Below are 25,803 nucleotides of genomic sequence, written 5' to 3'. Positions count from 1 at the left end.
GTCATGACGTCAGCCGCAGGAGAGCTGCTGCTTCAGGGCGGGAACAACGACCCGTCCGGCACCGTGGACGAGACGGCGGTGCCCTCTCGTTCGCGCGTCGTGTTGCGGCGGTTCCTGCGCAGCCCGGTGGGCCTGATCGGGCTGGTGTTCGTCGTCATCCTGGTGCTGCTCGCGTACGTCGGGCCGCTGTTCGACCACTGGAAGTGGAACGAGATCGACCTCAACGCGCCCTACGCAGTCGCGCCCAGCTCGGCGCACTGGTTCGGCACGGATGCGGTCGGTCACGACATCTTCGCGACGACCATGCGGGGCGCGCAGAAGTCGATCCTGATCGGCCTGCTGGTGGCGCTGCTCGCCACCGGGATCGCCGCAGTCGTCGGAAGTGCGGCGGGGTACTTCGGCGGGTGGGCAGATCGCGTCCTGATGTGGTGCGTCGACCTGCTGCTGATCCTGCCGTCGTTCCTGATCATCGCGATCATGTCCGGCCAGTTCGACAACCACTGGTGGCTGCTCGTCGTACTGATCGGGATGTTCATCTGGCAGATCACCGCACGGATCGTCCGCGGGCAGACGCTGACGCTGAAGGAGCGCGAGTACGTCCTGGCGGCGAAGTACATGGGCGTGCCGAGGTGGCGGATCATCGGCCGCCACGTCCTGCCGAACCTGGCCTCGCTGCTGATCATCGACGCCACCGTCAACGTCGCGACCGCCATCCTGACCGAGGCGTTGCTGTCGTTCTTCGGCTTCGGGATCCAACCACCCGATGTCTCGCTCGGAACCTTGATGGCGGACGGCCAGAACGCCGCGCTGACCCAACCGTGGCTGTTCTACTTCCCGGCCGGCTTCCTCGTGTTGTTCGTGCTCGCGATCTTCCTGGTCGGCGACGGCCTGCGTGACGCGATCGACCCGTCGTCAGGAAAGTCGCAATGACCGGCCTCGAGGTGACCCCGGCACCTCCGTCGCGCCCCGCTGAGGACGGCGAGATCCTCACGGTCTGCGATCTGTCGGTGACATTCCCCGGCGGTGCCGGGCCCGACGTGCTGGCCGTCCGTGGGCTGTCCTTCGGGCTTCGCGCCAACGAGGTCCTCGCAATCGTCGGCGAGTCCGGCAGCGGCAAGTCCGTGACGTCGCTCGCGGTGATGGGCCTGCTTCCCACCGACGCCCAGGTCAGCGGCTCGGTGACCCTCGACGGCCGGGAGCTGATCGGGCTCGACGACCGCTCGATGTCGAGCATCCGCGGCCGCGACCTCGCGATGATCTTCCAGGAGCCGCTGTCCGCGCTGACACCCGTCTACACCGTTGGCCAGCAGATCGCCGAGGCGTTGCTGATCCACCAGGACATCTCCAAGGAGCAGGCAAAGAGCCGGACGGTCGAGCTGCTGGACCTCGTGGGGATCCCGAACCCGCAGCAGCGGGCGAACGCGTTCCCGCACGAGTTCTCCGGCGGGATGCGCCAGCGCGTGATGATCGCGATGGCGATCGCCAACGACCCCAAGGTGATCATCGCCGACGAGCCGACGACCGCGCTCGACGTGACGATCCAGGCGCAGATCCTCGACGTGCTGCAGACCGCCCGGCGCGAGACGGGCGCCGGGATCCTGATGATCACCCACGATCTCGGAGTGGTCGCCGGTCTCGCCGACCGGGTGATGGTGATGTACGCCGGCAAGCCGGTCGAGGTCGGTACGACGGACGACATCTACTACCAGCCGCGCATGCCCTACACGATGGGCCTGCTCGGCTCGATTCCCCGCCTCGACGCCCGAGGCGTGACGGCGCTCACCCCGATCGAGGGCAGCCCGCCGTCCCCGGCCGCGTTGCCGCATGGCTGTCCGTTCACGCCGCGCTGTCCGCTGGCGATCGACCCGTGCCGCCAGCAGGAGCCCGAGCTCGAGCGAGTCGGCGCGCCGAGCCACGTCGCCGCCTGTCACCTCAAGCAGAAGATCGAGCACGAGGCAATGTCGATCGCCGAGGTGTTCCCGACACCCGAGATCGCCGTGTCCGACGTCGAGCGCGTGCCGCGTGACCAGCGGCCGACCGTTCTGCGGCTGAGTGCGCTCGAGCGGCACTACCCGTTGCTAAAAGGGGCGGTGATCAAGCGTCAGGTCGGCGTGGTGCGCGCCGTGGACGGCATCGACCTCGACATCCGCGAGGGCGAGACGCTCGGTCTCGTCGGGGAGTCGGGATGCGGCAAGACCACGACGCTGATGGAGGTGTTGGAGCTCGCCGAGCCGCAGCACGGCGAGATCGAGATCGCCGGGAAGACCACCGGCAACCTGACGCGCGCGGACCGTCGCCGGCTGCGCGGCGACCTGCAGGTCGTCTTCCAGGATCCCCTCGCCTCGCTGGATCCGCGGCTGCCGGTCAGCGACATCGTGACCGAGCCGCTTCGCGCTCAGGGAATGTCACGCGGCGAGGCCGGGCAGCGGGTGGCTGGGCTGCTGGAGATGGTCGGGCTCGACCGATCGATGGCCGGCCGGTTCCCGCAGGAGTTCTCCGGCGGCCAGCGTCAGCGCATCGGGATCGCGCGCGCACTTGCGTTGGAGCCGAAGCTGCTCGTGCTCGACGAACCGGTGTCGGCGCTCGACGTGTCGATTCGCGCGGGTGTGGTCAACCTGCTCATGCAGCTGCGCAACGACCTCTCGCTGTCCTACCTGTTCGTGGCTCACGACCTGTCCGTCGTACGCGTCATCGCGAACCGAGTCGCGGTGATGTACCTCGGCAAGATCGTCGAGATCGGTGACGTCGACTCGGTGTACGACCGTCCGTCGCACCCGTACACGCAAGCGCTGCTGTCGGCCGTCCCCATCCCGGATCCGGCGAAGGAGCGGCAGCGCGAGCGGATCCTGCTGAAGGGTGACTTGCCGAGCCCGACCCACGTTCCGTTGGGATGTCGCTTCCGCAGCCGCTGTTTCAAGTACGAAGCTCTCGGCGATCATGACCGCAAGCGCTGTGAGGAGGAGGTGCCACCGCTCTACCCGCAAGGCGACGACCACGCCGCGGCATGTCATTACGCCGAGGCGGTACAGGTCGTCTGAGATGCAGAACCGAACCAACAAGGAGGACGCGTGAAGATGCATCGTGGCGGTGCCGCCTTCTCGGTGTCGATGCTGGTGGTCGCGATCGCCGCGAGCGCCTGCGGAGGATCGAGCAGCGGTGGCAACCCAAGCAACGGAAGCACGGCGTCGACCGGCCCGAGTGGGCAGGTCAGCGGTCTCGTCCAGGAGGACATCAACCCGCAGCCGGTATCGAATCTCAAGCAGGGCGGCACGCTCACCTACAGCCTCGACGAGTTCGCGACGAACTGGAACTACAACGAGGTCGACGGCACCGAGTCGTCGATCAACAGCGTCCAGCTCGCTGTCATGCCGCAGCCGTTCATCTCCGACGAGAAGGGCAACGTCTCAGCGAACCCGGACTACATCACGTCCGCGACTGAGACGAACACCAACCCGCAGACGATCGAGCTGAAGCTCAACCCGGACGCGAAGTGGTCTGACGGCTCGCCGATCACGGAGAAGGACTACGCCACGCAGTGGCAGGCGCTCAACGGCAAGAACAAGGCCTACCAGGTCTCCAGCTCGACCGGCTACAGCCAGATCAAGAGCGTCTCGGAGGGCTCCGGCGGGCAGTTCGACGTCGTCGTCGTCTTCTCCAAGCCGTTCGTGGACTGGAAGGCGTTGTTCACGCCGCTGTATCCGGCGAAGTACCAGAGCTCGCCGAAGCTGTTCAACACCGGCTACGTCAACGCCTTCCCGCTCACCGGTGGGCCCTTCGGGAACGTCACCTTCAACAAGTCGGCGCAGACCGTCACGGTGACACCCAGCTCCAACTGGTGGGGCGACAAGCCGCTGCTGTCGAAGATCGTCTACCGCGCGCTGACGTCGGACGCCGCCAACCAGGCTTTCGTCAACGGCGAGCTGAACTACGACTTCGACGTGGCGGTCGACACGGCCGACTACGACACGGTCAAGAAGGCGAAGGACGGCGACGTCACGCTCGCGGTCGGGCCTGACTACCGCCAGATCACGGTCAGCAGCAAGCACGGCTTCATGAGCGACGAGAAGGTCCGCCAGGCGGTCGAGATGGGCATCAACCGCGACACGCTGATCAAGTCCGACCTCAACGGCATCCCGTGGCCCGTCGTACCCCTGGACAACCACTTCTTCATGAACGTCCAGACCGGCTACCAGGACAACACCGGTGACCTCGGGACCTACAACCCGACGGGTGCGGAGCAGCTGCTGCAAAGTGACGGGTTCACGAAGGACAGCAACGGCTACTACGCCAAGGGCGGCAAGGAGATCAACCTCGACTTCATGATCCCGGCTGGCATCCAGTCGTCGAAGAACGAGGGCGAGCTCACCCAGGCGATGCTGAAGCAGGTCGGCATCAAGGTGCACATCAACTCCGTGCCGGTCAACGACTGGTCGGACAAGTACCTGGTGCCGGGCAACTTCGACCTCGCGCCGTTCTCGTGGCTCGGGACGCCGTTCCCGATCTCGAGCAGCGTGTCGATCTACTCCTCGCCGAAGAACGGCGGCGGGCAGAACTTCACCGGTACGTCGAACCCGACGGTCGACAAGCTGCTCAAGCAGGCGATCACGGAGACCGACCCGACGCAGGCGATCTCGGTGACGAACGAGGCCGACAAGGACCTGTGGCAGGAGGTGCACACCATCACGCTGTTCGAGCGTCCGCAGATGTGTGGTGTGACCAAGGGTCTGGCGAACATCGGGTCGTTCGGCTTCGCCACGCCTGACTTCACCAAGATCGGATGGATGAAGGGGCAGCCGAACGGCTGACGCCTCGCGCCACGTGGGCCCGGCCGGGCGAGTCTGCCGGCCGGGCCCACCGCTGTCTTCGGCACTCCGCGCGCGGTAGGACAGACTGGCCGACGTGGAGATTCGCACTGCCGGAGTGGTCGGACTCGGCACGATGGGCGCCGGCATCGTCGAGGTGTTCGCGCGGGCCGGTCTGGACGTCATCGCCGTCGAGGTCGACGAGCCGTTGCTCTCCGCCGGCCGGAAGCGGGTCGAGACCTCGCTCGACAAGGCGGTCGAGCGCGGCAAGCTCGACGGCGGCGAACGAGACGCCATCCTCGGCCGCCTGACCTGCACGACGGACCGCGCCGACCTGGCCCGGGCCGATCTGGTGACGGAGGCCGTCCCGGAGCGGCTGGACATCAAAGCCTCGCTGTTCGCCGAGCTCGACCGGATATGCCCTGCGCACACCGTCCTGGCGACGAACACGTCCTCGCTGCCGGTCACCAAGATCGCGACGTCGACCACCCGGCCGTCGCGGGTCGTCGGGCTGCACTTCTTCAACCCGGCACCGGTGATGAAGCTCGTCGAGGTCGTCCACACCGTGCGGACCGACCAGGAGGTCACCACCGCGGTCCATGACCTCGCCAAGCGGTGTGGCAAGACGCCGGTGGTGGTCGGCGACCGCGCCGGGTTTGTCGCCAACGCTCTGCTGTTCGGATATCTCAACGCCGCTGCTCGCGCCGTCGAGACCGGACAGGCCGCGGCAGGCGACCTCGACGCCGCGATGGTCGCCGCGTGCGGGCTGCCGATGGGTCCGTTGACGTTGATGGACCTGATCGGGCTCGACGTCTGCCTCGACGTCATGGAGACCATGTTCGACGAGAGCCGCGACCAGCGGTACGCCCCCGCGCCCCTGCTGCGCCGGCTGGTGATGGCCGGCGACCTCGGCCGCAAGACCGGGAGCGGGTATTACCAGTACGGCGACGGCGGGGCGGCGCAGTGGCTGCCGGTACCCGAGTTCGCGACCGGCACCGCCCGGGCCTCGACGACCGTGGTCGCGGTCGGGGAAGGGTCCTCACGCGTGTTCGACGCCTTGCCCGGAGTGCCACGCGTCGCCCCATCCGAGGTCGGCGACGCCGACGTCGTACTCGTCGACGGCGGATCGCGGGGTGCGTCGGCCGACCTGCTCGCGCGCGTGGCGCGGGCCGCGAAGCCGGACGCGGTGCTCGCCGTCGCCACCACCGACGAGGCGCCGGTCGCTGCGCTGCTGGCCGGGATCGAGCGCGCCCGTGACGTGGTCGGCGTCCACGTGCCGCGCACCCCGCGGGCGGGTGTCGTGGAGGTGGTGGCGACGGTACGCAGCGACCCCGCTGCCGTCGCGACCGTGGTCGACCTGGTGCGCGGGGCGGGGCAGACCGCGTTGGCCTGTCGCGACCGGCCGGGCCATGTCGTCGACTACCTGTTGCTGCCGCATCTCGGCGACGCCGTGCGCATGGTGGACGACGGGTACGCGTCGGCCGACGACGTCGACGTCGCGATGCGGCTCGGCTGCGGCTACGGCGACGGCCCGTTCGCGATGCTCGCTGCCGTCGGTCCCGATGAGGTCCGTTCGGTGCTGTCGCACCTGGCCGCCGCGACGCACCTGCCGTCGGTGGCCCCGTCGCCATTGCTGGACGAGCTCGCCGCGCTGGGCTAGTGACCGATGAGCCCACGCAAGTCCCGTCGCCGCGACGAGACGCCGCCGCCCCTTCGTACCGGTGGTTGGGCGGTCGCGGAGTCTCATCCTGACGGGGAGTGGATGGTGCGCCCGATCTCCGCGGACGCAGCGGTGAAGGAGTACCGCTGTCCGGGTTGTCAGCAGGAAGTCCGCCCCGGCCTGGCCCACATCGTCGCGTGGCGTCCGGGCGAGGAGTCCCACCGCCGACACTGGCACACGCCGTGCTGGCGGGCGAGGGCGCGACGGCGGTGAACCCGATCCGGGCGAACACCGTGCTGCCGGCGCGCCGAGAGCCGGTCAGCCTGCGCACTGCCGACGGGCTCTCCCTCGTCGGTGAGCTGGCACTTCCGGCGGCGACGCCGCCCATCGCCACGCTGGTGTTGCTCCATCCGCTCCCCACCATGGGCGGGATGATGGACAGCCACCTGTTCCGCAAGGCCTCCTACCGGCTGCCGGCCCTCGCCGACCTGGCCGTGCTGCGCTTCAACAGTCGTGGGACCGAAAGCGAAGCAGGTCGCAGCGAGGGCGCCTTCGACAACGGCGAGGGGGAGCGGTACGACGTCGCGGCGGCGCTGGAGCTGGTTGAGTTCCGCGAGCTGCCCTCGCCGTGGCTGGTGGGCTGGTCATTCGGGACCGACCTCGCATTGCGGCACGGGTGCGACCCGACGGTGGTCGGCGCGATCCTGATCTCACCGCCGTTGCGGTTCTCGACGTCGGCCGACCTGGCGACCTGGGCGGCCTCCGGCAAGCCGGTCGTGGCGATCGTCCCGGAGCTCGACGACTACCTGCGTCCGGACGAGGCGCGTGACCGCTTCGCGGCGATCCCGCAGGCGCGGGTCGTCGCCGTACCTGGCGGCAAGCACCTGCTGGTCGGACGTACCGAAGAGGTGCTCGACATCATCGTGGACACCGTGGCGCCCGGGCGCGCCCCGCTACCCCGCGCCTTCTGACCGCCCCAAGAAAACACAAACGTTGCGGGAGTCACATTCTCGCGAGCGGACCGTCTGCCGAGAACGGGCATCCGCAACGTTTGTGTGTTCTTCGGTACAGCCGGTTCAGTGGGTCGTTTGGACGAGCTCGGTGAGTACGCCGCCGACGCTTTTCGGGTGAAGGAACGCGATGGAGGCGCCGAGAGAGCCGTGACGGGGCCGCTCGTCGATCAGCCTGATGTCCTTGCCACCGAGATCCGCGAGCGCCGCGGTGACGTCGACGACGCCATAGCCGATGTGGTGCACCCCCTCGCCGCGCGAGTCGAGGAACTTCCCGACCGGGGTGTCGGGCGAAAGCGGCTCGAGCAGCTGAACGTACGACGCGCCGCCCGGTGCGTCGGCGACGTGCAGCATCGCCTCCTTCACCCCCTGCGTCTCGTTCGTCTCGCGTCCGGCGACAACGAGACCGAACGTCGCGACGTAGAACTCGATGCTCGACTCGAGGTCCCGGCAGGCGATGCCGACATGGTCGATACGGGTGAGCAGGGGTGCGTCCATGCGACACATCCTCCACCTCGCGCGGCGCTGGCCTGTCGCGGTGGCTGCGCCGGTGCGAGATTAGGGTGTCAGCCATGCCAGGTTCGGTAATCGTGTCGGGCGCTCGTACGCCCATCGGCAAGCTGCTCGGCTCGCTCGCGGACTTCTCGGGCGCAGACCTCGGCGGCATCGCGATCGAGGCTGCGCTGGCTCGCGCGGGCGTACCCGGCGACGTTGTCGACTACGTGGTCATGGGCCAGGTGCTGCAGGCCGGCGCCGGCCAGATCACCGCGCGGCAGGCCGCGGTCAAGGGTGGCATCCCGATGACCGTGCCGTCACTGACGATCAACAAGGTGTGCCTGTCGGGTCTCGACGCCATCGCCCTCGCCGACCAGCTGATCTCGGCAGGGGAGTACGACGTGGTGGTGGCCGGCGGCATGGAGTCGATGACCAACGCGCCGCACCTGCTCCCGAACTCCCGCAAGGGGTTCAAGTACGGCGACACCGCGATGGTCGACTCGATGGCCTACGACGGCCTGTTCTGCGCGTTCGACCAGTGCGCGATGGGCGAGTCGACCGAGGCGCACAACGCGAAGCTCGGCATCGGCCGGGCCGAGCAGGACGAGTTCGCGGCGCGGTCGCACGAGCTGGCCGCCGCGGCGCAGAAGAACGGGCTGTTCGACGACGAGATCGTGCCGGTGATGATTCCGCAGCGCCGCGGCGAGCCGGTCGCGTTCACCGCCGATGAAGGGGTGCGTGCCGAGACGACGGTCGAGGGGCTCGCGCAGCTCAAGCCGGCGTTTGCGAAGGACGGCACCATCACGGCCGGCTCGGCCTCGCAGATCTCCGACGGAGCGTGCGCCGTCGTCGTCATGTCGCGGGAGGCCGCCGAGCGTCACGGCGCGACTGTGCTGGCCGAGATCGGCTACCACGGCGTCGTCGCCGGCCCGGACGCCTCCCTGCAGGCGCAGCCGGCGAACGCGATCAACAAGGCGCTCGGGCGGGCGGGCCTCGGCGTCGCCGACCTCGACCTCGTCGAGATCAACGAGGCCTTCGCCGCGGTGGGGGTTCACTCCGCCAAGCTCCTCGACGTGGCGTGGGACAAGGTCAACGTCAACGGCGGGGCGATCGCGCTCGGCCATCCGATCGGCGCCTCGGGTGCTCGGCTCGCGCTGACGATGGCGCTCGAGCTGCGCCGGCGTGGTGGCGGCCTCGGTGCCGCCGCGCTTTGCGGCGGCGGCGGGCAGGGTGACGCGCTGCTGCTTCGCGTGCTCGCCTAGAGCGCATGGCACATGCGCATCGCGATAGCGACACCTATGTGACATCCGCCCGCGGATGAGCGTTGACGTCGACGGCCTGGTCGCCCGGGCGCGCGAGGGCGACCATCGCAGCGTTGCTCGGCTGATCACGCTCGTCGAGAACGCCGCCCCGGAGCTTCGCGAGGTGATGGCCGCCCTCGTCCCCTCGTCCGGCAACGCCCGGCTGCTCGGCATCACCGGCTCGCCGGGCGTGGGCAAGTCGACGACGACCTCCGAGCTGCTGGCGGCGTACCGCCGGCGCGGCGAGCGTGTCGGCGTCCTCGCGATCGACCCGACCTCGCCGTTCTCCGGCGGCGCGTTGCTCGGTGACCGGGTCCGGATGCAGGACCACGCCACGGACGCCGGCGTGTACATCCGCTCCATGGGCACCCGCGGCCACCTCGGCGGGTTGTCGTGGGCCACGCCGCAGGCGGTGCGCGTCCTCGACGCGGTCGGGTGCGACGTCGTCATCGTGGAGACGGTCGGGGTCGGCCAGGCCGAGGTCGACATCGCCGCGCTCGCCGACACCACCGTGGTGATGCTCGCCCCGGGCCTCGGCGACGGCATTCAGGCGGCGAAGGCCGGCATCCTCGAGATCGCCGACGTACTCGTCGTGAACAAGGCCGACCGCGACGGCGCGACGCAGACGGTTCGTGACCTCAAGGCGATGCTGGCGCTCGCCGGTACGCCGGCACCCGGTGACTGGCGCCCGCCGGTGCTGAGCACCGTCTCGGTCAAGTCGGAGAACATCGACCAGCTCGTCGAGGAGCTCGACCGTCACCGCGACTGGCTCGGCGCGTCTGGGCAGCTCGAGGTACGCCGGCAGCGGCGGGTCGTCGAGGAGATCGAAGGCCTCGCGGTCGCCGCGATGCGCAACCGCATCGCAGAGCTACGGGGTGGCGCCCTGGTGACCGACCTCGCGGCAGAGGTGCTGCGAGGGACCACTGACCCGTACGCCGCGGCTGACCGGCTCGTCGCGGCGGTCGACCGCTAGCCGTGTCGCGCGAACCGCTGGACCTCCCGTTCGACCCGATCGCGCGGGCGGGCGCGATCTGGGAGACCAAGTTCGGGCCGGCGGCCGCGATGCGAGTCGCCACCTCGGTCATGCGCGCGCAGCAGCTGCTGCTCAGCCGCTTCGACGAGATCCTCAAGCCGCACGACCTGACGTTCGCCCGCTACGAGGCGTTGGTCCTGCTGCACTTCAGCCGCGCCGGCGAGCTGCCGCTGTCGGTGATCGGGCAGCGCCTCATGGTGCACCCGACAAGCGTCACCAACATCGTCGACCGGCTCGTGGCGCAGGGCTTCGTCGAGCGCCGGCCCAACCCACGTGACGGCCGTGGCGTGCTCGCCCGGCTGACCGCGCCCGGGCGCCGTACGGTCAAGCGGGCCACGACCGACCTCATGGCCGACGGGTTCGGCCTGGCCATGTACGACGAAGCCGACCTCGGCACCCTCTTCGACCAGCTCCGCCGCCTTCGCGTGGCCGCCGGAGACTTCCAAAACCCCGCGTGATCTTGACGCTTTCGGCCTGAAGACGCCGCCATCAGGCCGAAAGCGTCAAGATCACCGAGGATTTAGTAGGACGTCCTAGTAAACTGGCGGTATGACGCCCGAGGAGATTGCAGCGGGTCGCGCCCGCTGGCAGGCGCGGTTCGAGGCGTCGAAGGTGCGCGACGCCGACTTCACGACGCTTTCCGGCGTCGAGGTGGCGCCGGTCTACGGGCCGCCGGAGGGTACGGCGGACCCGCGCTTCGAGCGCATCGGCTGGCCCGGCGAATACCCGTTCACCAGGGGTCTGTACGCCACTGGCTACCGCGGCAAGGCCTGGACGATCCGCCAGTTCGCCGGCTTCGGCAACGCCGAGCAGACCAACGAGCGCTACAAGATGATCCTCGACGCCGGCGGCAACGGTCTGTCCGTCGCGTTCGACATGCCGACGCTGATGGGCCGCGACTCCGACGACCCCCGTTCGCTCGGCGAGGTCGGCCACTGCGGCGTCGCCATCGACTCGGCGGCCGACATGGACGTGCTCTTCGCCGGGATCCCGCTCGGTGACGTGACGACGTCGATGACGATCTCCGGCCCGGCCGTTCCCATCTTCTGCATGTATCTCGTGGCGGCCGAGCGCCAGGGCGTGGATATCGCCACCCTCGACGGCACGCTTCAGACCGACATCTTCAAGGAGTACATCGCCCAGAAGGAGTGGCTCTACCCGCCCGAGCCGCACCTTCGGCTCATCGGCGACCTGATGGAGTACTGCGCCTGCGAGATCCCGCGTTACAAGCCGCTGTCCGTGTCCGGCTACCACATCCGCGAGGCGGGGACGACCGCCGCGCAAGAGCTCGCCTACACCCTGGCCGACGGCTTCGGCTACGTCGAGCTCGGCCTGTCGCGCGGGTTGGACGTCAACGTGTTCGCGCCAGGTCTGTCGTTCTTCTTCGACGCCCACATCGACTTCTTCGAGGAGATCGCGAAGTTCCGGGCGGCTCGCCGGATCTGGGCGCGCTGGCTGCGCGACGTGTACGGCGCGACCGACGAGCGCGCGCAGTGGATGCGGTTCCACACCCAGACGGCGGGTGTCTCGCTCACCGCGCAGCAGCCTGACAACAACATCGTGCGCACCGCGATCGAGGCGCTTGCGGCGGTCCTCGGCGGCACGAACTCGCTGCACACCAACGCCCTCGACGAGGTGCTCGCGCTGCCGAGTGAGAAGGCGGCCGAGATCGCGCTTCGCACCCAGCAGGTGCTGATGGAGGAGACCGGCGTCATGAACGTCGCGGACCCGCTCGGCGGCTCGTGGTACGTCGAGGCGCTCACCGACGAGATCGAAGCCGAGGCCGAGGCGATCTTCGAGCGCATTCGCAACATGGGCTCGGACGGCTCGATGACCTCGGGCATCCTGCGCGGCATCGAAGACGGCTGGTTCATGGCAGAGACGGCCGACTCCGCCTTCATCTACCAGACGAAGCTGGAGAAGGAGGAGAAGAAGGTGGTCGGCGTCAACATCTACGCCGACACCGTGGCGACGGACCTCGAGATCCTGCGGGTGTCCCATCAGGTCGAGCTCGACCAGGTGGCCGAGCTGGAGCGTCGCAAGGCAGGTCGCGACAACGCGGCGATCGAGGCCTCGCTCGCCCGGCTGACCGAGGCCTCGCGCGGCGAGACCAACCTGGTGCCGCTGATCCTCGACGCCTGCCGGCTCGAGGCCACGCTCGGCGAGGTCTGCGGCGCCATGCGAGAGGTCTTCGGCGAGTACCGGGAGCCGGCCCGGTTCTGAGCGGCCATCCGTGTCGGCGACCGCCGCAGCGACCGAAGGCACCGACTCCTCCGCCTAGGCTGGCGTCGTGCAGATGAGGCCGAACGACATCAGGCTGCCCGGTGCGGTCGACCTGTCGGCGCTGAAACGGCCGCCGGCGTCACCCAGCCCCGGCGCCGGCACCGGTCCCGCCGGCGACGCGGGCGGCGACTCCGCCGCCTCAGCCGCTATTCCCGGCCTGGTGTTCGACGTCACGGAGGACCGCTTCGAGTCCGACGTCGTCAACCTGTCCATGCAGGTGCCGGTTGTCCTCGACTTCTGGGCCGAGTGGTGCGGGCCGTGCAAGCAGCTGTCCCCGGTGCTCGAGCGGCTGGTCGTCGCTGACAACGGCAAGTGGGTCCTTGCCAAGGTCGACGTCGACGCGCAGCAGCGGCTCGGCGCCGCCTTCCAGATCCAGAGCATTCCCACCGTCATCGCGGTCATCGCCGGCCAGCCGGTGCCGTTGTTCCAGGGCGCGCTGCCCGAGGCCGACGTCCGCAAGGTCCTCGACGAGGTGCTGCGGGTCGCCGCCGCCAACGGCGTCACCGGCTCGGTCGATCCGGCCGGTGGCGGGGCCGCGCCGGAGCCGCCCGCACCCGATCCCGAGTACGCCGAGGCGCAGGCGGCCCTCGACCGCAACGACCTCGACGGGGCGCTCGCGGCCTACCGGGCGTTGCTCGAACGGCGACCGGGCGATCCGGAGCTGACCCTCACCATTGCGCGTTGCGAGCTGCTGGCGCGCACCCGCGGGGTCGACCGGCAGGCGGTCGAGCAGGCGGCCGCCGCACGCCCGGACGACGTTGCGGCGCAGGCCGCGCTCGCCGACATCGAGATGGTCCTCGACCAGGCCGACGCCGCGATCGGTCGTCTCGTCGGGCTCGTCTCACGCACCGCCGGGGAGGACCGCAATCGGGCGCGCGAGCATCTGGTGTCGTTGTTCGCCGTGCTGAGTCCGGACGACCCGCGGCTGGCCGCCGGTCGGCGCGCGCTCGCGAACGCGCTCTACTGATCCAGCGCTACGACGAGGACAGCGTCGCGATGACGTAACGGCTCGTCGCGCGAAACCCGTCCGGATCCTCGTTGACCTCGCGCAGCGCCGCCACCGCGCGGGCGCGCATCTCGGCCGCGCTGCCGCCGAGCTCGTCGAGCCTCGCCACGGTGTCGAGCCAGGTCGGGTGGCTCTCGGCGTCGCGGTCGACGTGCGCCTGCGGCGATTCGGCGCGCATCACCAGCGACAGCTCGTCCATGGAGACCTCCAGCCCCAGCGGCGCGGCCAGCGACGCGAGCGCGGAGCGGTCGTGCCACGCGAACGGCGGTGGCGCGACAGCACCGAGCTCGGCAAGGTAGGCCGCGACCGCGCCGTACGCGCATCCGACGCCGTACCCGGGAATCCAAGCCGTCAGCACGATGCGTCCGCCAGGTTCGAGCACCCGCACCATCTCTCGGAGCGCGGCCTCGGGGTCCGGCGCGAAGATCACCGCGAAGACCGACACGATCGCCGCGACCGAGTCGTCTGGAAGCGGGATCGCGGCGGCTTCGCCCTGACACACCTCGACGTCGAGCCCGGCGGCGGCGCTGCGTGCGCGCGTCACCTCCACGAGCCGCGCCGCCGGGTCAACCGCGACGACGTCGGCTCCGGTGCGGGCCAGCGCCAACGCCGCGTTGCCGGTGCCGCAGCCGAGATCGAGCACGCGTTCACCGCGAATCACGCCTACCCGCTCCGCCACGAGCTCGGCTACCGGCTCCAGCGCCTCGGCGATCACCTCGTAGCGGCCCGTTCCCCAGTCGAGTCCCATGGGTGCCATCTAACTAGGGTTTGGTCATGGCTGAGTTCGTCACCCTGACCGTCGACGGCGGCGTCGGCACCATCCGGCTCGACCGCCCGAAGATGAACGCCCTCAACACCCAGGTGCAGGAGGAGATCCGGGAAGCGGCACGAGAGGCCACCGAACGCGACGACGTGCGCGCCGTCGTGGTGTGGGGCGGCCCGAAGGTCTTTGCCGCGGGCGCGGACATCAAGGAGATGGCCGAGCGCTCCTACCCGCAGATGGTCGATCGCAGCGCCGCGCTGACATCGGCGTTCACCAGCGTCGCCCGGATCCCGAAGCCCGTGGTGGCGGCGATCAACGGGTACGCGCTCGGCGGCGGCTGCGAGCTGGCGCTGTGCGCCGATCGCCGCATCGCCGCGCAGGACGCGACGCTCGGCCAGCCGGAGATCTTGCTCGGCATCATTCCCGGCGCCGGCGGCACGCAGCGCCTGCCGCGGCTCATCGGAGCGGCAAAGGCGAAGGACATCATCTTCACCGGCCGCTTCGTCAAGGCCGACGAAGCACTCGCCATCGGGCTCGTCGACGAGGTCGTGCCGGCCGAGCAGGTGTACGACGCGGCGCTGAAGTGGGCCACTCAGTTCACCGGCGCCGCCGCGCTCGCGCTGCGCGCGGCGAAGGAGGCGATCGACTACGGCGGGGAGCTCGACCTCAATACCGGCCTGGAGATCGAGCGTCAGCAGTTCGCAGCGTTGTTCGCGACCGAGGATCGCACGATCGGCATGACGTCGTTTGTCGAGAACGGACCCGGCAAGGCGCAGTTCGTCGGCCGTTAGAGCGGCGCCGGCCCGATATTCGGTTGGCGGCCGAGGCTACGGTCGTCTATATGGCCAGGGTCGACTCGAAGGGGGAAGCGGAGGGGCCACCGCACAGTCGACTCGCCGCGGAGCGAATGCGCTTCGCGGCGCTGTGGCGACTGCGGACCTACGTGCGGCCGTGGCGCACCCGCGTCGCGATCAGCTTTCTCGCGGCGCTGCTCGGGGTTGCGGCCAGCACTCTGGTGCCCCTGGTCATCGAGGCCATCGTCAACGGCCCGATCAAGCGCCACGACACGGGCGCTCTCGTCCCGTGGTTCCTCCTCGTCGCCGGATTGGGGGTCGCCGAGGCCGGGCTGATCGTCGTACGCCGTGAGCTCCAGTGGGATGCCGTGCTCACGGTCGAACGCAACATCCGCGACGACGTCTACGCCCACCTCCAGCGGCTGGCCGTCGGCTTCCACGACCGCTGGGGGACCGGCCAGCTGCTCTCCCGCGCGACGAGCGACCTGTCCACCATCCGGCGGTTCTTCGGCTTCGGTGCGATCTATCTGATCGTCAACTCGATGCAGTACGTCGCGGTGCTCGCGCTGCTCATCGCGACGTACTGGCCCCTCGGCGTGGTCGTCGCGGTGTCGACGTTGCCGGTCATCGCGTTGGCGCGACGGTTCGGCGCGCGCTACGCGGTCGTGTCCCGTCGCCTCCAGGACCAGCAGGGGGATCTCGCGACGCTGGCCGAAGAGGCCGCCAGCGGCATCCGGGTGACGAAGGCCTTCGGGCGCGGACCTTGGCTGTCCGCGGGGTACTTGGCGTCGGCCCGCCAGGTGCGCGGCACGCAGTTGGAGATGGTGGGGTTCGTCGCGACGTTCTGGTCGCTGCTGCAGCTCATTCCCAGCCTCACGATGGCCGTCGTCGTCCTGGTCGGCGTGCTCGCCGTCGCGCACGGCGCGATGACCCTCGGCGCGCTCGTCGCATTCGTCACGTTGCTGGTGATGCTGCAGTGGCCGGTCATCGACATCGGCTGGATCCTCGCGATGGCCGAGGAGGCGGCGACCGCGGCGGCGCGCGTCACCGAGGTCCTCGACTCCGTCCCCGAGATCGCCGACCGTCCCGGTGCCGTCGACGTGGTGGCCTCGCGCGGCCGGCTGCGCTTCGACGCTGTCGGCTTCCGGTTCTCCGATGCCGACGAGGAGCTGCTGCACGACGTCACCCTCGACATCGCGCCCGGCGAGACCGTCGCGATCGTCGGCGCGACCGGCTCCGGCAAGACGACGATGTCCGCGCTGCCGTCTCGGCTGTACGACGTCACGTCCGGGCGGATCACGCTGGACGGGGTCGACGTCCGCGACATCCAGCTGACCTCGCTGCGCCAGCAGGTGGCGACGGTGTTCGAGGATCCGGTGCTGTTCTCCATGAGCGTCCGGGAGAACCTGTTGCTCGGCAGGCCGGACGCCACCGACGACGAGATCGATGCGGCGCTCGCCGTGGCGCAGGCGGGCTTCGTCCGCGACCTGCCGTGGGGGCTGGACACCCGGGTCGGGGAGCAGGGGATGTCGCTGTCGGGTGGCCAGCGTCAGCGGCTCGCGCTCGCCCGGGCGGTCGTGGCGCGACCGTCGGTGCTGGTGCTCGACGACCCGCTGTCGGCCCTGGACGTCCACACCGAGGCGCTCGTCGAGGAGGCGCTCGCGTCGGTGCTGGCGGACACCACCGCGCTGCTCGTCGTCCATCGACCGTCGACGGTCGCACTCGCCGACCGGGTCGCGCTGCTCGAGAACGGCACCCTCGCGGCCGTCGGTACCCACTCGCAGCTCATGGCCGTGCCGTCGTACGCCCGGATCCTCTCGGTCGAGGACGCGGCATGACAGAGGTCATCGACGACGTCGACCTCGAGCGGTGGCGTGGGGTCAAAGCCGAGGACGACGAAGAGATCCCGAGCTCGGTCACGGCGTTGCTGCAGCGGCGCAACCGGCGTCTGCTTGCCGACCTGTTGCGCCCTCACCTGCAGTCGGTCCGGGTGTTCGCCGTCGCGATCGTGGTGGCGACGGCGGCACAGATGGCGATTCCCGCCCTCGTCGGCTACGGCATCGACCACGGCCTGTCCCGCTCCGGGCACACCCACGTCGCGACCCTCGTCGCGGTGTTCGGCGCGATTGTGTGCTGTGCCGTCGTGCAGGGCGTGCTCACCCGGGTCTTCCTGCTCGGGGCGGGACGGATCGGCCAGGACGTGGTGCTCGAGCTGCGACGGCGGGTCTTCGAGCACTTCCAGGAGCTGAGCCTGTCCTTCCACGAGCGGTACACGTCGGGTCGGATGATCAGCCGGCTCACCTCGGACTTCGATGCCATCAACGCCCTGCTCGAGGCCGGGCTCGACACACTGATCCGCACGACGCTGACCATCCTGTCCGTCGGGGTCATCCTGCTCGTGCTCGACTGGCCGCTGGCGCTGGTCTCGCTTTTCTCGCTGCTGCCGCTGTTCTTCCTGTCCCGCTGGTACCAGCGGCGTTCGACCGTCGCGTATCGCAGGACACGAGACGCGATCGCGTTGGTGATCGTGCACTTCACCGAGTCGTTGCGCGGGATCCGTGCCGTGCAGGCGTTCCGGCGCGAGCCTCGCAACGACGAGATCTTCCGTGGCCTCGACGACCGCTACCGGCGTACGACGCAGGGCTCGTTCCAGCTGCTGTCGGTGTACTGGCCGGGCATCCTCGTCATCGGCAACCTCACCACCGCCGCCGTGCTGCTCTACGGCGCGGACCGGGTGATCCACGGGGACATGGGTGTCGGGGTGCTCGCGTCGTTCGTCCTCTACCTGCGCCAGTTCTTCGAGCCGATGGCCGAGGTCAGCCAGTTCTACGACGCGTTCCAGGCGGCGACCTCGGGGGTCGAGAAGCTCGCCGGCGTACTCGACGAACGGCCGTCGGTGCCGCTGCTCGCGACCTCGCGCGACGCGCCGGCGGGCCTGTTCCGCGGTCTGGTGGAGCTCGGCCATGTCTCGTTCGGCTATCGAAGCGGGCGGGAGATCCTGCACGACCTGACGCTCACCATTCCGGCCGGCCAGACGGTCGCGCTGCTCGGCGACACCGGTGCCGGCAAGAGCACGGTGGCCCGGCTGTTGACCAGGTTCTACGACCCCCTCAGCGGCAGCGTGCGGATCGACGGCATCGCGTTGCCCGACCTCGCTGAAGCCGACCTGCGACGGGCGGTCGCAATGGTGACGCAGGAGTCGTTCCTGTTCACCGGTTCGGTCGCCGACAACATCGCCTTCGGCAAGCCGGAGGCGACCCGCGCCGAGATCGAGGAGGTCTCCCGTGCGGTCGGGCTCGACGTCGTGGTCGCGCACCTGCGCAACGGCTACGACGAGAGCGTGGGCAAGAACGGTTCGCGGCTGTCCGCCGGCCAGCGCCAGCTCATCGCCTTTGCCCGGGCACTGCTCGCCGACCCCGCCGTACTCATCCTCGACGAGGCCAGCTCCTCACTCGACGCCCCGACGGAGCGGCTGGTGCAGCGGGCCCTGCGTACCGTCCTCGCCGACCGGACCGCGCTGATCATCGCCCACCGGCTCTCGACGGTCGGGATCGCCGACCGGGTGCTCGTGATGAGCGACGGGCGGATCGTGGAGGACGGCACTCCGGGGCAGCTGCTCGCCGAAGGCACCGGCGAGTACGCCGCCCTGGCGAGAGCCTGGCGCGAATCCCTGGTGTAGAGCGCACGGCACATCGGTACAGCTAGGGCAGTGCCGGTGTGCCATCCGCTCCGGCGGTGGGCGCGTGGCGCTCCAGGAAGTCGTACACGCTGGTCGTGTCCACCCCGGGAAAGGTGCCCTGGGGGAGCGCTGCCAGCAGGTGGGAGTGGGCTCGCGCGGATGGCCACGCCTGGCCGGCCCAGCGCGCTTCGAGCTCGGCGGGTGGGCGCCGGCAGCAGCTCGGCGCGGGGCAGGTCGAGCGGGCCCGATGCTGGGTGCCCGAGGCGCGGAACCACTTGGAGTGCTGGAACGGCACGCCGACGGTGACCGCGAACTCCCCGCCCGGCCCGGGCTGGACGTGCGCCGTGCAGAAGAAGGTGCCGCCCGGGGTGTCGGTGTACTGCGCGTAGATGCTGTAGCGCTCCGGGGCGCCGAACACCCGGCGCGAGGAGTACTGGCGACAGGCGAGCTGCCCCTCGATCGCTCCCGTTGCATCGGTCGGGTAGGCGAGTCCGTCGTTCTCGTACGCCTTGTAGATCGTGCCGCTGGAGTCGGTACGCGTGAAGTGCACCGGAAGGTCCAGGTGGTGGGTGGCCAGGTTGGTGAACCGGTGCGCCGCGGTTTCGTGGGAGACCGCGAACACGTCGCGCAGGTCCTCCATGTCGATCGCGCGATCACGCTTCGCGTTGGACAGGAAGGCGACCGCGGCATCCTCCGGCACCAACGCGGCGGCCGCGAAGTAGTTCGCCTCGACGCGCTGGCGCAGGAAGTCGGCGAAGTCGTTCGGGTCGGTGTGCCCGAGCGCGAAGTGGCCGAGGGTCTGGAGCACGACGTAGCGCGGGTCGTGACCGGCCGGCTGCTGCGGAAGGTAGATCCGGCGATGGGCGAGATCGGTCACCGACCGGGTCGACTCCGGCAGGTCGGTGACGTTGTGCAGGCTGAAGCCGAAGTGGCCGGCGAGCTCGGTGATCAGTCGCTGCGGCACGGCGCCGCCGCTGTAGCCGACGGCGGCCAGGGCCTGCGCGGCGCATCGTTCGATCTCCGGGAAGTAGTTGTCGACGCTGCGCATGTGCTTGCGCAGCGCCACGTTCGCGGCGCGCGCAGCCTCGGGGGTCGCGGCGAAGCGGGCGTCCCGGCGGCGCAGCTCGTCGTGGAGGGCGACGACGTGCTCCAGGACGTCGGTGGGAATCCGCGGGCTCGGGCGCAGCGCGGGCAACCCGAGCGAGGCGTACGACGGCTCCCGCTGGGCATGTTCGAGAGCGATCTCGAGCGCGGCACGACGGGACGGAGCCTCGGTGCGCAGCAGGTCTTCGACACCGACGTCGAGCGCGGCGGCGATGTTCTGCAGCAGGCTCAGCCGTGGCTCCCGGCGCCCGTTCTCGATGGTCGACAGCGCGGAGCTGGCCGCACCCACTCGCGAGGCGAGCTCGGCGAGGGTGAGACCGCGGGTCCGGCGCAGGTGACGGATCCGCTGGCCGAGGGTCAGGGCATCGATCGATTCGCGGGGCGCGGGGACCAGGCCCGCGGCCGCGGCGCCCGGTTCGGCGGGATGCCCGGTGATGTCGGCCACGATCTTCACGATACGTGAAGATTTGCATTTCTTCTACGGCGACACGCAGTTACCGCCGGGTACGCAGGCGGCATAGTGTGAACACAGCAGGAAGTTCACTCGAACACTGTCAACGATGACATCAGAGGAGCGATCCGTGAGCACCAACCTCACCGAGCAGGCCGCAGCCCTGGCGAAGGAATGGGAGACCAGCCCGCGCTGGAAGGGCGTCGAGCGCAACTACAACGCCGAGGCCGTCGTACGGCTGCGCGGCTCGGTCCAGGAGGAGCACACGCTGGCCCGCCGCGGCGCGGAGAAGCTGTGGAACCTGGTCAACTCCGAGGACTACATCAACGCCCTCGGCGCGCTGACCGGCAACCAGGCCGTGCAGCAGGTGCGCGCCGGCCTGAAGGCCATCTACCTGTCCGGCTGGCAGGTCGCCGGTGACGCGAACCTGTCCGGGCAGACCTACCCGGACCAGAGCCTCTACCCGGCCAACTCGGTGCCCGCCGTCGTACGCCGGATCAACAACGCGCTGATGCGCGCCGACCAGATCACCTGGTCGGAAGGCAAGACCGACGTCGACTGGTTCGCGCCGATCGTCGCCGACGCAGAGGCCGGGTTCGGTGGCGTGCTCAACGCCTTCGAGCTGATGAAGTCGATGATCGCCGCCGGCGCGTCGGGCGTGCACTGGGAGGACCAGCTGTCCTCGGCGAAGAAGTGCGGCCACCTCGGCGGCAAGGTGCTCATCCCGACCAACCAACACGTGAAGGTCCTCAACGCCGCGCGGCTGGCCGCGGACGTCGAGGGTGTGCCGACGCTGGTCGTCGCCCGCACCGACGCCCAGGCCGCGACGCTGATCACCAGCGACGTGGACGAGCGCGACCAGCAGTACGTCACCGGCGAGCGGACCGCTGAGGGCTTCTACCGGGTGACAAACGGCATCGACCCGTGCATCACGCGCGGCCTGGCGTACGCGCCGTACGCCGACCTGCTCTGGATGGAGACCTCCACCCCGGACCTCGAGCTCGCCCGGCAGTACGCCGAGGCGATCAAGAAGGAGTTCCCGGACCAGCTCCTCGCCTACAACTGCTCGCCGTCGTTCAACTGGAAGCAGCACCTCGACGACGACACCATCGCGAAGTTCCAGCGCGAGCTCGGCGCCATGGGCTACAAGTTCCAGTTCATCACCCTCGCCGGCTTCCACGCCCTCAACTACTCGATGTACGAGCTGGCCAAGGGCTACTCCAGCCGCGACATGTCGGCCTACGTCGAGCTTCAGGAGAAGGAGTTCGCGGCTGAGGCCGACGGCTACACCGCGACGAAGCACCAGCGCGAGGTAGGCGCCGGTTACTTCGACCTGGTCGCCACCGCGATCGACCCCGACGCGGAGACCCTCGCACTCAAGGGCTCGACCGAAGAAGAGCAGTTCCACTAGGTCTTCTCAAAGACCCAGTGTCGCAAGAGCGAATCCAACAAGATCCAAGGGGGATCTGATGCGTAGATGCAATGGACGGCTCTTCGACGGAAGCGCCTGCAACAACATGCTTCACGAGTGCTCGGGCTGCCACAACGTCGGCTGCCACGGCGACGGCTGCGACTCGCAGCTGTTCACCGGCGCGGCGTGCGACTGCGGGGCGTCGTTGATCTCGCCCGCGCAGATCGCCGCAGCTGCGGCGTCCGCCGCCTGATTCACGCTCGTAGCGCAAGAAACCCCCGCCGGTTGGCGGGGGTTTCTTGCTTGCTAGAGTTTGCGTCCGGAGCACGGACACACAGTGTTGGATCCAGCACAGGGTGCCGTGACACAGAGGTCCCTTATCTCAGGAGGTCGGCCGCCGGCCATGAACATCGTCGTGTGCGTCAAGCAGGTGCCTGACACCTACGAGGAAAAGAAGCTCAGCGACGCCGACAAGACCCTCGACCGCGAGGGCGTCGAAGGCGTCATGAACGAGCTCGACGAGTACGCCGTCGAAGAGGCGCTGCGCCTCAAGGAGGCGAACGGCGGCGAGGTCACCATCCTCACGATGGGTCCGGAGAAGGCCGTCGAGACGATCCGCAAGGCGCTGTCGATGGGTGCCGACTCCGCGGTCCACGTCGTCGACCCGGCGCTGCACGGCTCCGACGCCCTCGCCACCTCCTACGCCCTCGCCAAGGCGCTGGCGACGATCCCGCACGACCTGGTCATCCTCGGCGTGGAGTCCACGGACGCGCGGATGAGCGTCATCCCGGCGATGCTCGCCGAGCGCACCGGCGCCGCCCAGCTCTCCTTCGCCCGCAAGGTCGAGGTGAGTGGCTCGACGGTGAAGATCGAGCGCCAGACCGACACCGGCTACGACGTCGTCGAGGCGCAGACGCCCGCGATCGTGTCGGTCGTCGAGAAGATCAACGAGCCGCGCTACCCGTCGTTCAAGGGGATCATGGCGGCCAAGAAGAAGCCGCTGACCACGCTGACGCTGGCCGACGCCGGCATCGATGCGGCCAACGTCGGCCTGGCCGGCTCCGGCACCTCGGTCGCCGAGTTCGCCGCCCGCCCGCCGAAGCAGGCCGGGACGATCGTCAAGGACGAGGGCGACGGCGGCGTGAAGCTCGCCGAGTTCCTCGCCACCCAGAAGTTCATCTGAGACCAGGCTTGCTGAGGAGAAGAACACGTCATGGCTGAGATCCTGGTCCTGGTCGAGCACGTCGACGGGACGCCGAAGAAGGTCACCCTCGAGCTGCTGACCCTCGCTCGCGCGCTGGGCGAGCCTTCCGCCGTCTTCGTCGGCGCGGGCTACGACAACGCGAAGGCGACCCTCGCCGAGTACGGCGCGCAGAAGGTGTACGTCGCCGGTGACGCCGAGCTCGACGGCTACGTCGTCGCCCCGAAGACCGAGGCGCTGGCGCAGATCGTCGGCAGCTCCTCGCCGGCAGCCGTGCTCATTCCCTCATCGCCTGAGGGCAAGGAGGTCGCGGCGCGGCTCGCGGTCAAGCTCGACTCCGGCGTGATCACCGACGCGGTCGGCGTGAGCAGCGACCTCGTCGCCGACCAGTCGATCTTCGGCGGCGGCTACACCGTCAAGTCAAAGGTCGCCAAGGGCACCCCGATCATCGCGGTCCGGCCCAACTCGACCGCGCCCGAGCCCTCGCCGGCCTCGCCGAGCGAGGAGCAGGTGTCGGTTGCGCTGTCCGATGCCGCCAAGAAGGCCAAGATCCTCGAGCGGGTCAGTGAGAAGAAGGGCGGACGCCCGGAGCTCACCGAGGCCGAGATCGTCGTCTCCGGCGGTCGTGGTCTCGGTTCGGGCGAGCACTTCGCGCTGATCGAGAAGTTCGCCGACTCCCTGGGCGCGGCCGTGGGCGCCTCGCGCGCGGCGACCGACGCCGGTTGGTACCCCCACCAGAACCAGGTCGGGCAGACCGGCAAGACCGTGTCTCCGCAGCTCTACATCGCGGTCGGCATCTCCGGGGCGATCCAGCACCGCGCCGGCATGCAGACCTCGAAGAACATCGTCGCCATCAACAAGGACCCCGAGGCGCCGATCTTCGAGCTCGTCGACTTCGGTGTCGTGGGCGATTTGTTCGAGGTTGTCCCGCAGGTGACCGAGCAGATCGAGGCGCGCAAGGGCTGACGTCCGGTTCGCTCCGGTAACTTCGGCACGTGGCAACGCCCCAGTCCCGGCACACCCCCGCCTCGCTGGCGGCGTTGCAGGACCAGCTCGTCGCGGCGCAGGTGCGCGACTCGATCGCTCCCTTCTCGCCGTTGTGGCGCCGGCGCTTCACCGAGCTCAACCGCCGGCCGTCCTCGATCCGCACGGTCGCGGACCTGGCGACGGTCCCCGCGATGGGCGAACGCGACGTCAGCCCCACCGGCGATCCTGCCGCGATGGCCGCGTTGGTGCTGCAGGCCGGCGAGGCCGGCTTCGCGCTGCACGCGACGGGGCCCGCGCTGCGCCGGGCGATCCGGCTGCGGGCGCTGCGCCCGGACGCCTACCAGCGCGTGGTCGATGCCGACACGCGCGCGACCTCCTACGTCTTCGCCGGCAGCGGGATGCGCTACCCGATCGCGTCGACCCGCGCCGACCTCGACACCGTCACCCGCGCCGGGGCGCGCCTGTGGTCGGTGCTCGGCCTGACCCGCAACGACGTGCTGGTCTCCGCTGTCGAGCCGACCGCCACGACCGAGCACGTCGCGCTCCAGTACGCCGCCCTCGGCTCCGGCGCGCCGGCGCTGTTCCCGGGTGGTCACCGTGACGACCTGGCAGCCGCGATCCGGCTCGCCCCGCCGACGGTCCTGGCGTTGCCGACCGAGCGGGCGGTGGAGCTGCTCGAAGGCCTGCCGCACCTCGACTCGCTGCGCACCGTCCTTCTGGTCGGCGCACCGAGCGACGCCGAACGCTCGGCGGCGACGCACGCCGCGCGCCGTGCGGTCGGCGCCGGCGATCTCGCGGTGCTCGCCGTCCACGCGCCGGCCGGCGCCCGCCTGCTGTGGGGCGAATGCCGCGAGTCCGGCGGCACGAGTGGTCTGCATGCCTACCCCGACCTCGACGTCCTGCAGGTCGTCGACCCCGACACGGGCGAGCACGCGACCGGTGCCGGCGAGCTCGTCCTCACCCAGCTCGGGATGCGCGGCAGCGCGTTGTTCCGCTGGCGGACGGCTGATGTCGTCTCCGAGGTCACCACAGCGGCCTGCCCGTCCTGTCACCGCGTCGTGCCGCGGGCCGAAGGCCTGCAGCGCCATGCGCTCGTCACGCCGATCGCCGGTGAGGAGATGCTCGACCTGCGCGCCGTCGCGTCGGCTCTCTCCGGCCGGCACGACATCCGGGACTGGCGGATCGTCGTGGGGCGCCGCGGGCGGGACGGCGCTCCGCGGGTCGTCGTACGCCTGGCTCCGGAAGGGGCGGACGTGGCGGGCGTCGCCATCGGCACGGCAGGGGACATCCGCGCCCTGGCCGGCGCCCTCCCGACCCAGATCGTGCTGAGCGACCCGTACGAGCTGGCCGGGCTGCGCGGGCGCCAGCGCTCGGCGCGCATCCTCGCGGAGTAGGAAGATTTCGGCGCCCGCCTACGCTTACTAGGCAAATGGCATACCTCGACCACGCGGCGACGACGCCGATGCTTCCCGAAGCGGTCGACCGGATGGCCGAGCTCCTCGGCCAGGTCGGCAACGCGTCGTCGTTGCACGCCACCGGCCGGCGCGCCCGTCGGATCGTCGAGGAGTCGCGTGAGAGCGTCGCGGCCGCGTTGGGTGCCCGGCCGAGTGAGGTCGTGTTCACCAGCGGCGGCACCGAGAGCGACAACCTCGCCGTCAAAGGTCTGTTCTGGTCGCGGCGTTCGGCCGACCCGCGCCGCCGGCGGGTGCTGGTCTCGGCGGTCGAGCACCACGCCGTCCTCGACCCGGCCGTGTGGCTTGCCGAGCACGACGGCGCGGAGCTCGTCCTCCTCCCGGTCGACTCCCTCGGTCGCACCTCGCCCG

Annotated in this window: 23 protein-coding genes; 19 read left to right on the top strand and 4 right to left on the bottom strand. The window is 69.8% G+C overall.

The window, feature by feature from the left end; genetic code table 11:
• Positions 1–3: 3 nt before the first annotated feature.
• The 6 genes from VG899_08765 (at position 4) to VG899_08740 (ending at position 7,433) form a co-directional block, all read left to right on the top strand.
• Positions 4–930 carry an ABC transporter permease gene (locus tag VG899_08765; protein HWA66444.1) on the top strand — a complete coding sequence of 309 codons (927 nt, stop codon included), beginning with the start codon at positions 4–6 and terminating at the stop codon, positions 928–930.
• Positions 927–3,038: an ABC transporter ATP-binding protein gene (locus tag VG899_08760; protein HWA66443.1), complete on the top strand. Its 2,112-nt coding sequence runs from the start codon at positions 927–929 to the stop codon at positions 3,036–3,038. Before VG899_08765 ends, VG899_08760 begins: the two co-directional genes overlap by 4 nt.
• Positions 3,039–3,074: 36 nt before the next feature.
• Positions 3,075–4,805, top strand: coding sequence for an ABC transporter family substrate-binding protein (locus tag VG899_08755; GenBank protein ID HWA66442.1), 1,731 nt, complete (start codon positions 3,075–3,077; stop codon positions 4,803–4,805).
• Between the two features lie 94 nt (positions 4,806–4,899).
• Positions 4,900–6,462, top strand: coding sequence for a 3-hydroxybutyryl-CoA dehydrogenase (locus tag VG899_08750; GenBank protein ID HWA66441.1), 1,563 nt, complete (start codon positions 4,900–4,902; stop codon positions 6,460–6,462).
• A gap of 6 nt (positions 6,463–6,468) precedes the next feature.
• Entirely contained in the window at positions 6,469–6,735 is a 267-nt protein-coding gene (locus tag VG899_08745) for a hypothetical protein (GenBank protein ID HWA66440.1), read from the top strand.
• The gene (locus VG899_08740) at positions 6,705–7,433 is read left to right on the top strand and encodes a hypothetical protein (protein HWA66439.1); all 729 of its coding nucleotides are present in this window, start codon (positions 6,705–6,707) and stop codon (positions 7,431–7,433) included. Before VG899_08745 ends, VG899_08740 begins: the two co-directional genes overlap by 31 nt.
• Positions 7,434–7,538: 105 nt before the next feature.
• On the opposite strand, the gene mce is transcribed toward VG899_08740, so the two are convergent.
• Positions 7,539–7,970, bottom strand: coding sequence for a methylmalonyl-CoA epimerase (gene mce, locus VG899_08735; protein ID HWA66438.1), 432 nt, complete (start codon positions 7,968–7,970; stop codon positions 7,539–7,541).
• A gap of 74 nt (positions 7,971–8,044) precedes the next feature.
• Here mce and VG899_08730 point away from each other — a divergent pair, with 74 nt between their 5' ends.
• The 5 genes from VG899_08730 to VG899_08710 all read left to right on the top strand — a co-directional run bounded on the left by VG899_08730 (position 8,045) and on the right by VG899_08710 (position 13,551).
• Positions 8,045–9,229, top strand: a complete 1,185-nt coding sequence (locus VG899_08730; protein HWA66437.1) for an acetyl-CoA C-acetyltransferase — start codon at positions 8,045–8,047, stop codon at positions 9,227–9,229.
• A gap of 55 nt (positions 9,230–9,284) precedes the next feature.
• The gene (gene meaB / locus VG899_08725) at positions 9,285–10,241 is read left to right on the top strand and encodes a methylmalonyl Co-A mutase-associated GTPase MeaB (protein ID HWA66436.1); all 957 of its coding nucleotides are present in this window, start codon (positions 9,285–9,287) and stop codon (positions 10,239–10,241) included.
• 2 nt (positions 10,242–10,243) lie between these two features.
• Positions 10,244–10,759 carry a MarR family transcriptional regulator gene (locus VG899_08720; protein ID HWA66435.1) on the top strand — a complete coding sequence of 172 codons (516 nt, stop codon included), beginning with the start codon at positions 10,244–10,246 and terminating at the stop codon, positions 10,757–10,759.
• A 91-nt stretch (positions 10,760–10,850) separates the two neighbouring features.
• Positions 10,851–12,524 (top strand): methylmalonyl-CoA mutase family protein, encoded by a 1,674-nt coding sequence (locus tag VG899_08715; GenBank protein HWA66434.1) that lies wholly within the window; start codon positions 10,851–10,853, stop codon positions 12,522–12,524.
• Positions 12,525–12,597: 73 nt separating this feature from the next.
• Entirely contained in the window at positions 12,598–13,551 is a 954-nt protein-coding gene (locus VG899_08710; protein HWA66433.1) for a tetratricopeptide repeat protein, read from the top strand.
• A 7-nt stretch (positions 13,552–13,558) separates the two neighbouring features.
• Here VG899_08710 and VG899_08705 read toward each other — a convergent pair whose 3' ends face one another.
• Positions 13,559–14,347: a class I SAM-dependent methyltransferase gene (locus VG899_08705; GenBank protein HWA66432.1), complete on the bottom strand. Its 789-nt coding sequence runs from the start codon at positions 14,345–14,347 to the stop codon at positions 13,559–13,561.
• A gap of 17 nt (positions 14,348–14,364) precedes the next feature.
• Between VG899_08705 and VG899_08700 the strand changes: the two genes are divergently transcribed.
• The 3 genes from VG899_08700 to VG899_08690 are packed head-to-tail and all read left to right on the top strand — an operon-like array spanning position 14,365 to position 18,826.
• Complete coding sequence (locus tag VG899_08700; protein HWA66431.1) at positions 14,365–15,144, top strand: enoyl-CoA hydratase-related protein; 780 nt, start codon at positions 14,365–14,367, stop codon at positions 15,142–15,144.
• Between the two features lie 50 nt (positions 15,145–15,194).
• Entirely contained in the window at positions 15,195–16,985 is a 1,791-nt protein-coding gene (locus VG899_08695) for an ABC transporter ATP-binding protein (GenBank protein ID HWA66430.1), read from the top strand.
• Positions 16,982–18,826 (top strand): ABC transporter ATP-binding protein, encoded by a 1,845-nt coding sequence (locus VG899_08690; GenBank protein ID HWA66429.1) that lies wholly within the window; start codon positions 16,982–16,984, stop codon positions 18,824–18,826. Before VG899_08695 ends, VG899_08690 begins: the two co-directional genes overlap by 4 nt.
• Before the next feature lie 22 nt (positions 18,827–18,848).
• On the opposite strand, the gene VG899_08685 is transcribed toward VG899_08690, so the two are convergent.
• Complete coding sequence (locus tag VG899_08685; protein HWA66428.1) at positions 18,849–20,375, bottom strand: helix-turn-helix domain-containing protein; 1,527 nt, start codon at positions 20,373–20,375, stop codon at positions 18,849–18,851.
• A 136-nt stretch (positions 20,376–20,511) separates the two neighbouring features.
• On the opposite strand from VG899_08685, the gene aceA reads away from it, so the two are divergent.
• Positions 20,512–21,792, top strand: a complete 1,281-nt coding sequence (aceA, locus tag VG899_08680; GenBank protein HWA66427.1) for an isocitrate lyase — start codon at positions 20,512–20,514, stop codon at positions 21,790–21,792.
• Positions 21,793–21,903: 111 nt separating this feature from the next.
• Here the strand turns inward: aceA and VG899_08675 are convergent, their stop codons facing one another.
• The gene (locus tag VG899_08675) at positions 21,904–22,050 is read right to left on the bottom strand and encodes a hypothetical protein (protein HWA66426.1); all 147 of its coding nucleotides are present in this window, start codon (positions 22,048–22,050) and stop codon (positions 21,904–21,906) included.
• Between the two features lie 145 nt (positions 22,051–22,195).
• Here VG899_08675 and VG899_08670 point away from each other — a divergent pair, with 145 nt between their 5' ends.
• The 4 genes from VG899_08670 to VG899_08655 all read left to right on the top strand — a co-directional run.
• Positions 22,196–22,975 carry an electron transfer flavoprotein subunit beta/FixA family protein gene (locus tag VG899_08670; GenBank protein HWA66425.1) on the top strand — a complete coding sequence of 260 codons (780 nt, stop codon included), beginning with the start codon at positions 22,196–22,198 and terminating at the stop codon, positions 22,973–22,975.
• A 30-nt stretch (positions 22,976–23,005) separates the two neighbouring features.
• Positions 23,006–23,959: an electron transfer flavoprotein subunit alpha/FixB family protein gene (locus VG899_08665; GenBank protein ID HWA66424.1), complete on the top strand. Its 954-nt coding sequence runs from the start codon at positions 23,006–23,008 to the stop codon at positions 23,957–23,959.
• 29 nt (positions 23,960–23,988) lie between these two features.
• Positions 23,989–25,374 carry a hypothetical protein gene (locus VG899_08660; protein ID HWA66423.1) on the top strand — a complete coding sequence of 462 codons (1,386 nt, stop codon included), beginning with the start codon at positions 23,989–23,991 and terminating at the stop codon, positions 25,372–25,374.
• A 35-nt stretch (positions 25,375–25,409) separates the two neighbouring features.
• Positions 25,410–25,803: aminotransferase class V-fold PLP-dependent enzyme (locus VG899_08655; protein ID HWA66422.1), on the top strand; the 394-nt coding region annotated here is incomplete at its 3' end.

It is taken from the genome of Mycobacteriales bacterium (assembly GCA_035550055.1).
Taxonomy (GTDB): domain Bacteria; phylum Actinomycetota; class Actinomycetes; order JAFAQI01; family JAFAQI01; genus DASZTV01.
Note: the sequence above shows the minus strand (reverse complement) of the source record. Positions and strands in the feature narration are given on the sequence as shown.

Excerpts from the sequence above, each read along its gene's own strand:
- VG899_08695 (HWA66430.1), top strand. The coding sequence starts at position 15,195 with ATGGCCAGGGTCGACTCGAAGGGGGAAGCGGAGGGGCCACCGCACAGT.
- VG899_08690 (HWA66429.1), top strand. The coding sequence starts at position 16,982 with ATGACAGAGGTCATCGACGACGTCGACCTCGAGCGGTGGCGTGGGGTC.
- VG899_08765 (HWA66444.1), top strand. The coding sequence starts at position 4 with ATGACGTCAGCCGCAGGAGAGCTGCTGCTTCAGGGCGGGAACAACGAC.
- VG899_08705 (HWA66432.1), bottom strand. The coding sequence starts at position 14,347 with ATGGCACCCATGGGACTCGACTGGGGAACGGGCCGCTACGAGGTGATC.
- VG899_08730 (HWA66437.1), top strand. The coding sequence starts at position 8,045 with ATGCCAGGTTCGGTAATCGTGTCGGGCGCTCGTACGCCCATCGGCAAG.
- meaB (HWA66436.1), top strand. The coding sequence starts at position 9,285 with ATGAGCGTTGACGTCGACGGCCTGGTCGCCCGGGCGCGCGAGGGCGAC.
- VG899_08665 (HWA66424.1), top strand. The coding sequence starts at position 23,006 with ATGGCTGAGATCCTGGTCCTGGTCGAGCACGTCGACGGGACGCCGAAG.
- mce (HWA66438.1), bottom strand. The coding sequence starts at position 7,970 with ATGGACGCACCCCTGCTCACCCGTATCGACCATGTCGGCATCGCCTGC.
- VG899_08710 (HWA66433.1), top strand. The coding sequence starts at position 12,598 with ATGAGGCCGAACGACATCAGGCTGCCCGGTGCGGTCGACCTGTCGGCG.
- VG899_08715 (HWA66434.1), top strand. The coding sequence starts at position 10,851 with ATGACGCCCGAGGAGATTGCAGCGGGTCGCGCCCGCTGGCAGGCGCGG.
- VG899_08670 (HWA66425.1), top strand. The coding sequence starts at position 22,196 with ATGAACATCGTCGTGTGCGTCAAGCAGGTGCCTGACACCTACGAGGAA.
- VG899_08700 (HWA66431.1), top strand. The coding sequence starts at position 14,365 with ATGGCTGAGTTCGTCACCCTGACCGTCGACGGCGGCGTCGGCACCATC.
- VG899_08755 (HWA66442.1), top strand. The coding sequence starts at position 3,075 with ATGCATCGTGGCGGTGCCGCCTTCTCGGTGTCGATGCTGGTGGTCGCG.
- VG899_08745 (HWA66440.1), top strand. The coding sequence starts at position 6,469 with ATGAGCCCACGCAAGTCCCGTCGCCGCGACGAGACGCCGCCGCCCCTT.
- VG899_08760 (HWA66443.1), top strand. The coding sequence starts at position 927 with ATGACCGGCCTCGAGGTGACCCCGGCACCTCCGTCGCGCCCCGCTGAG.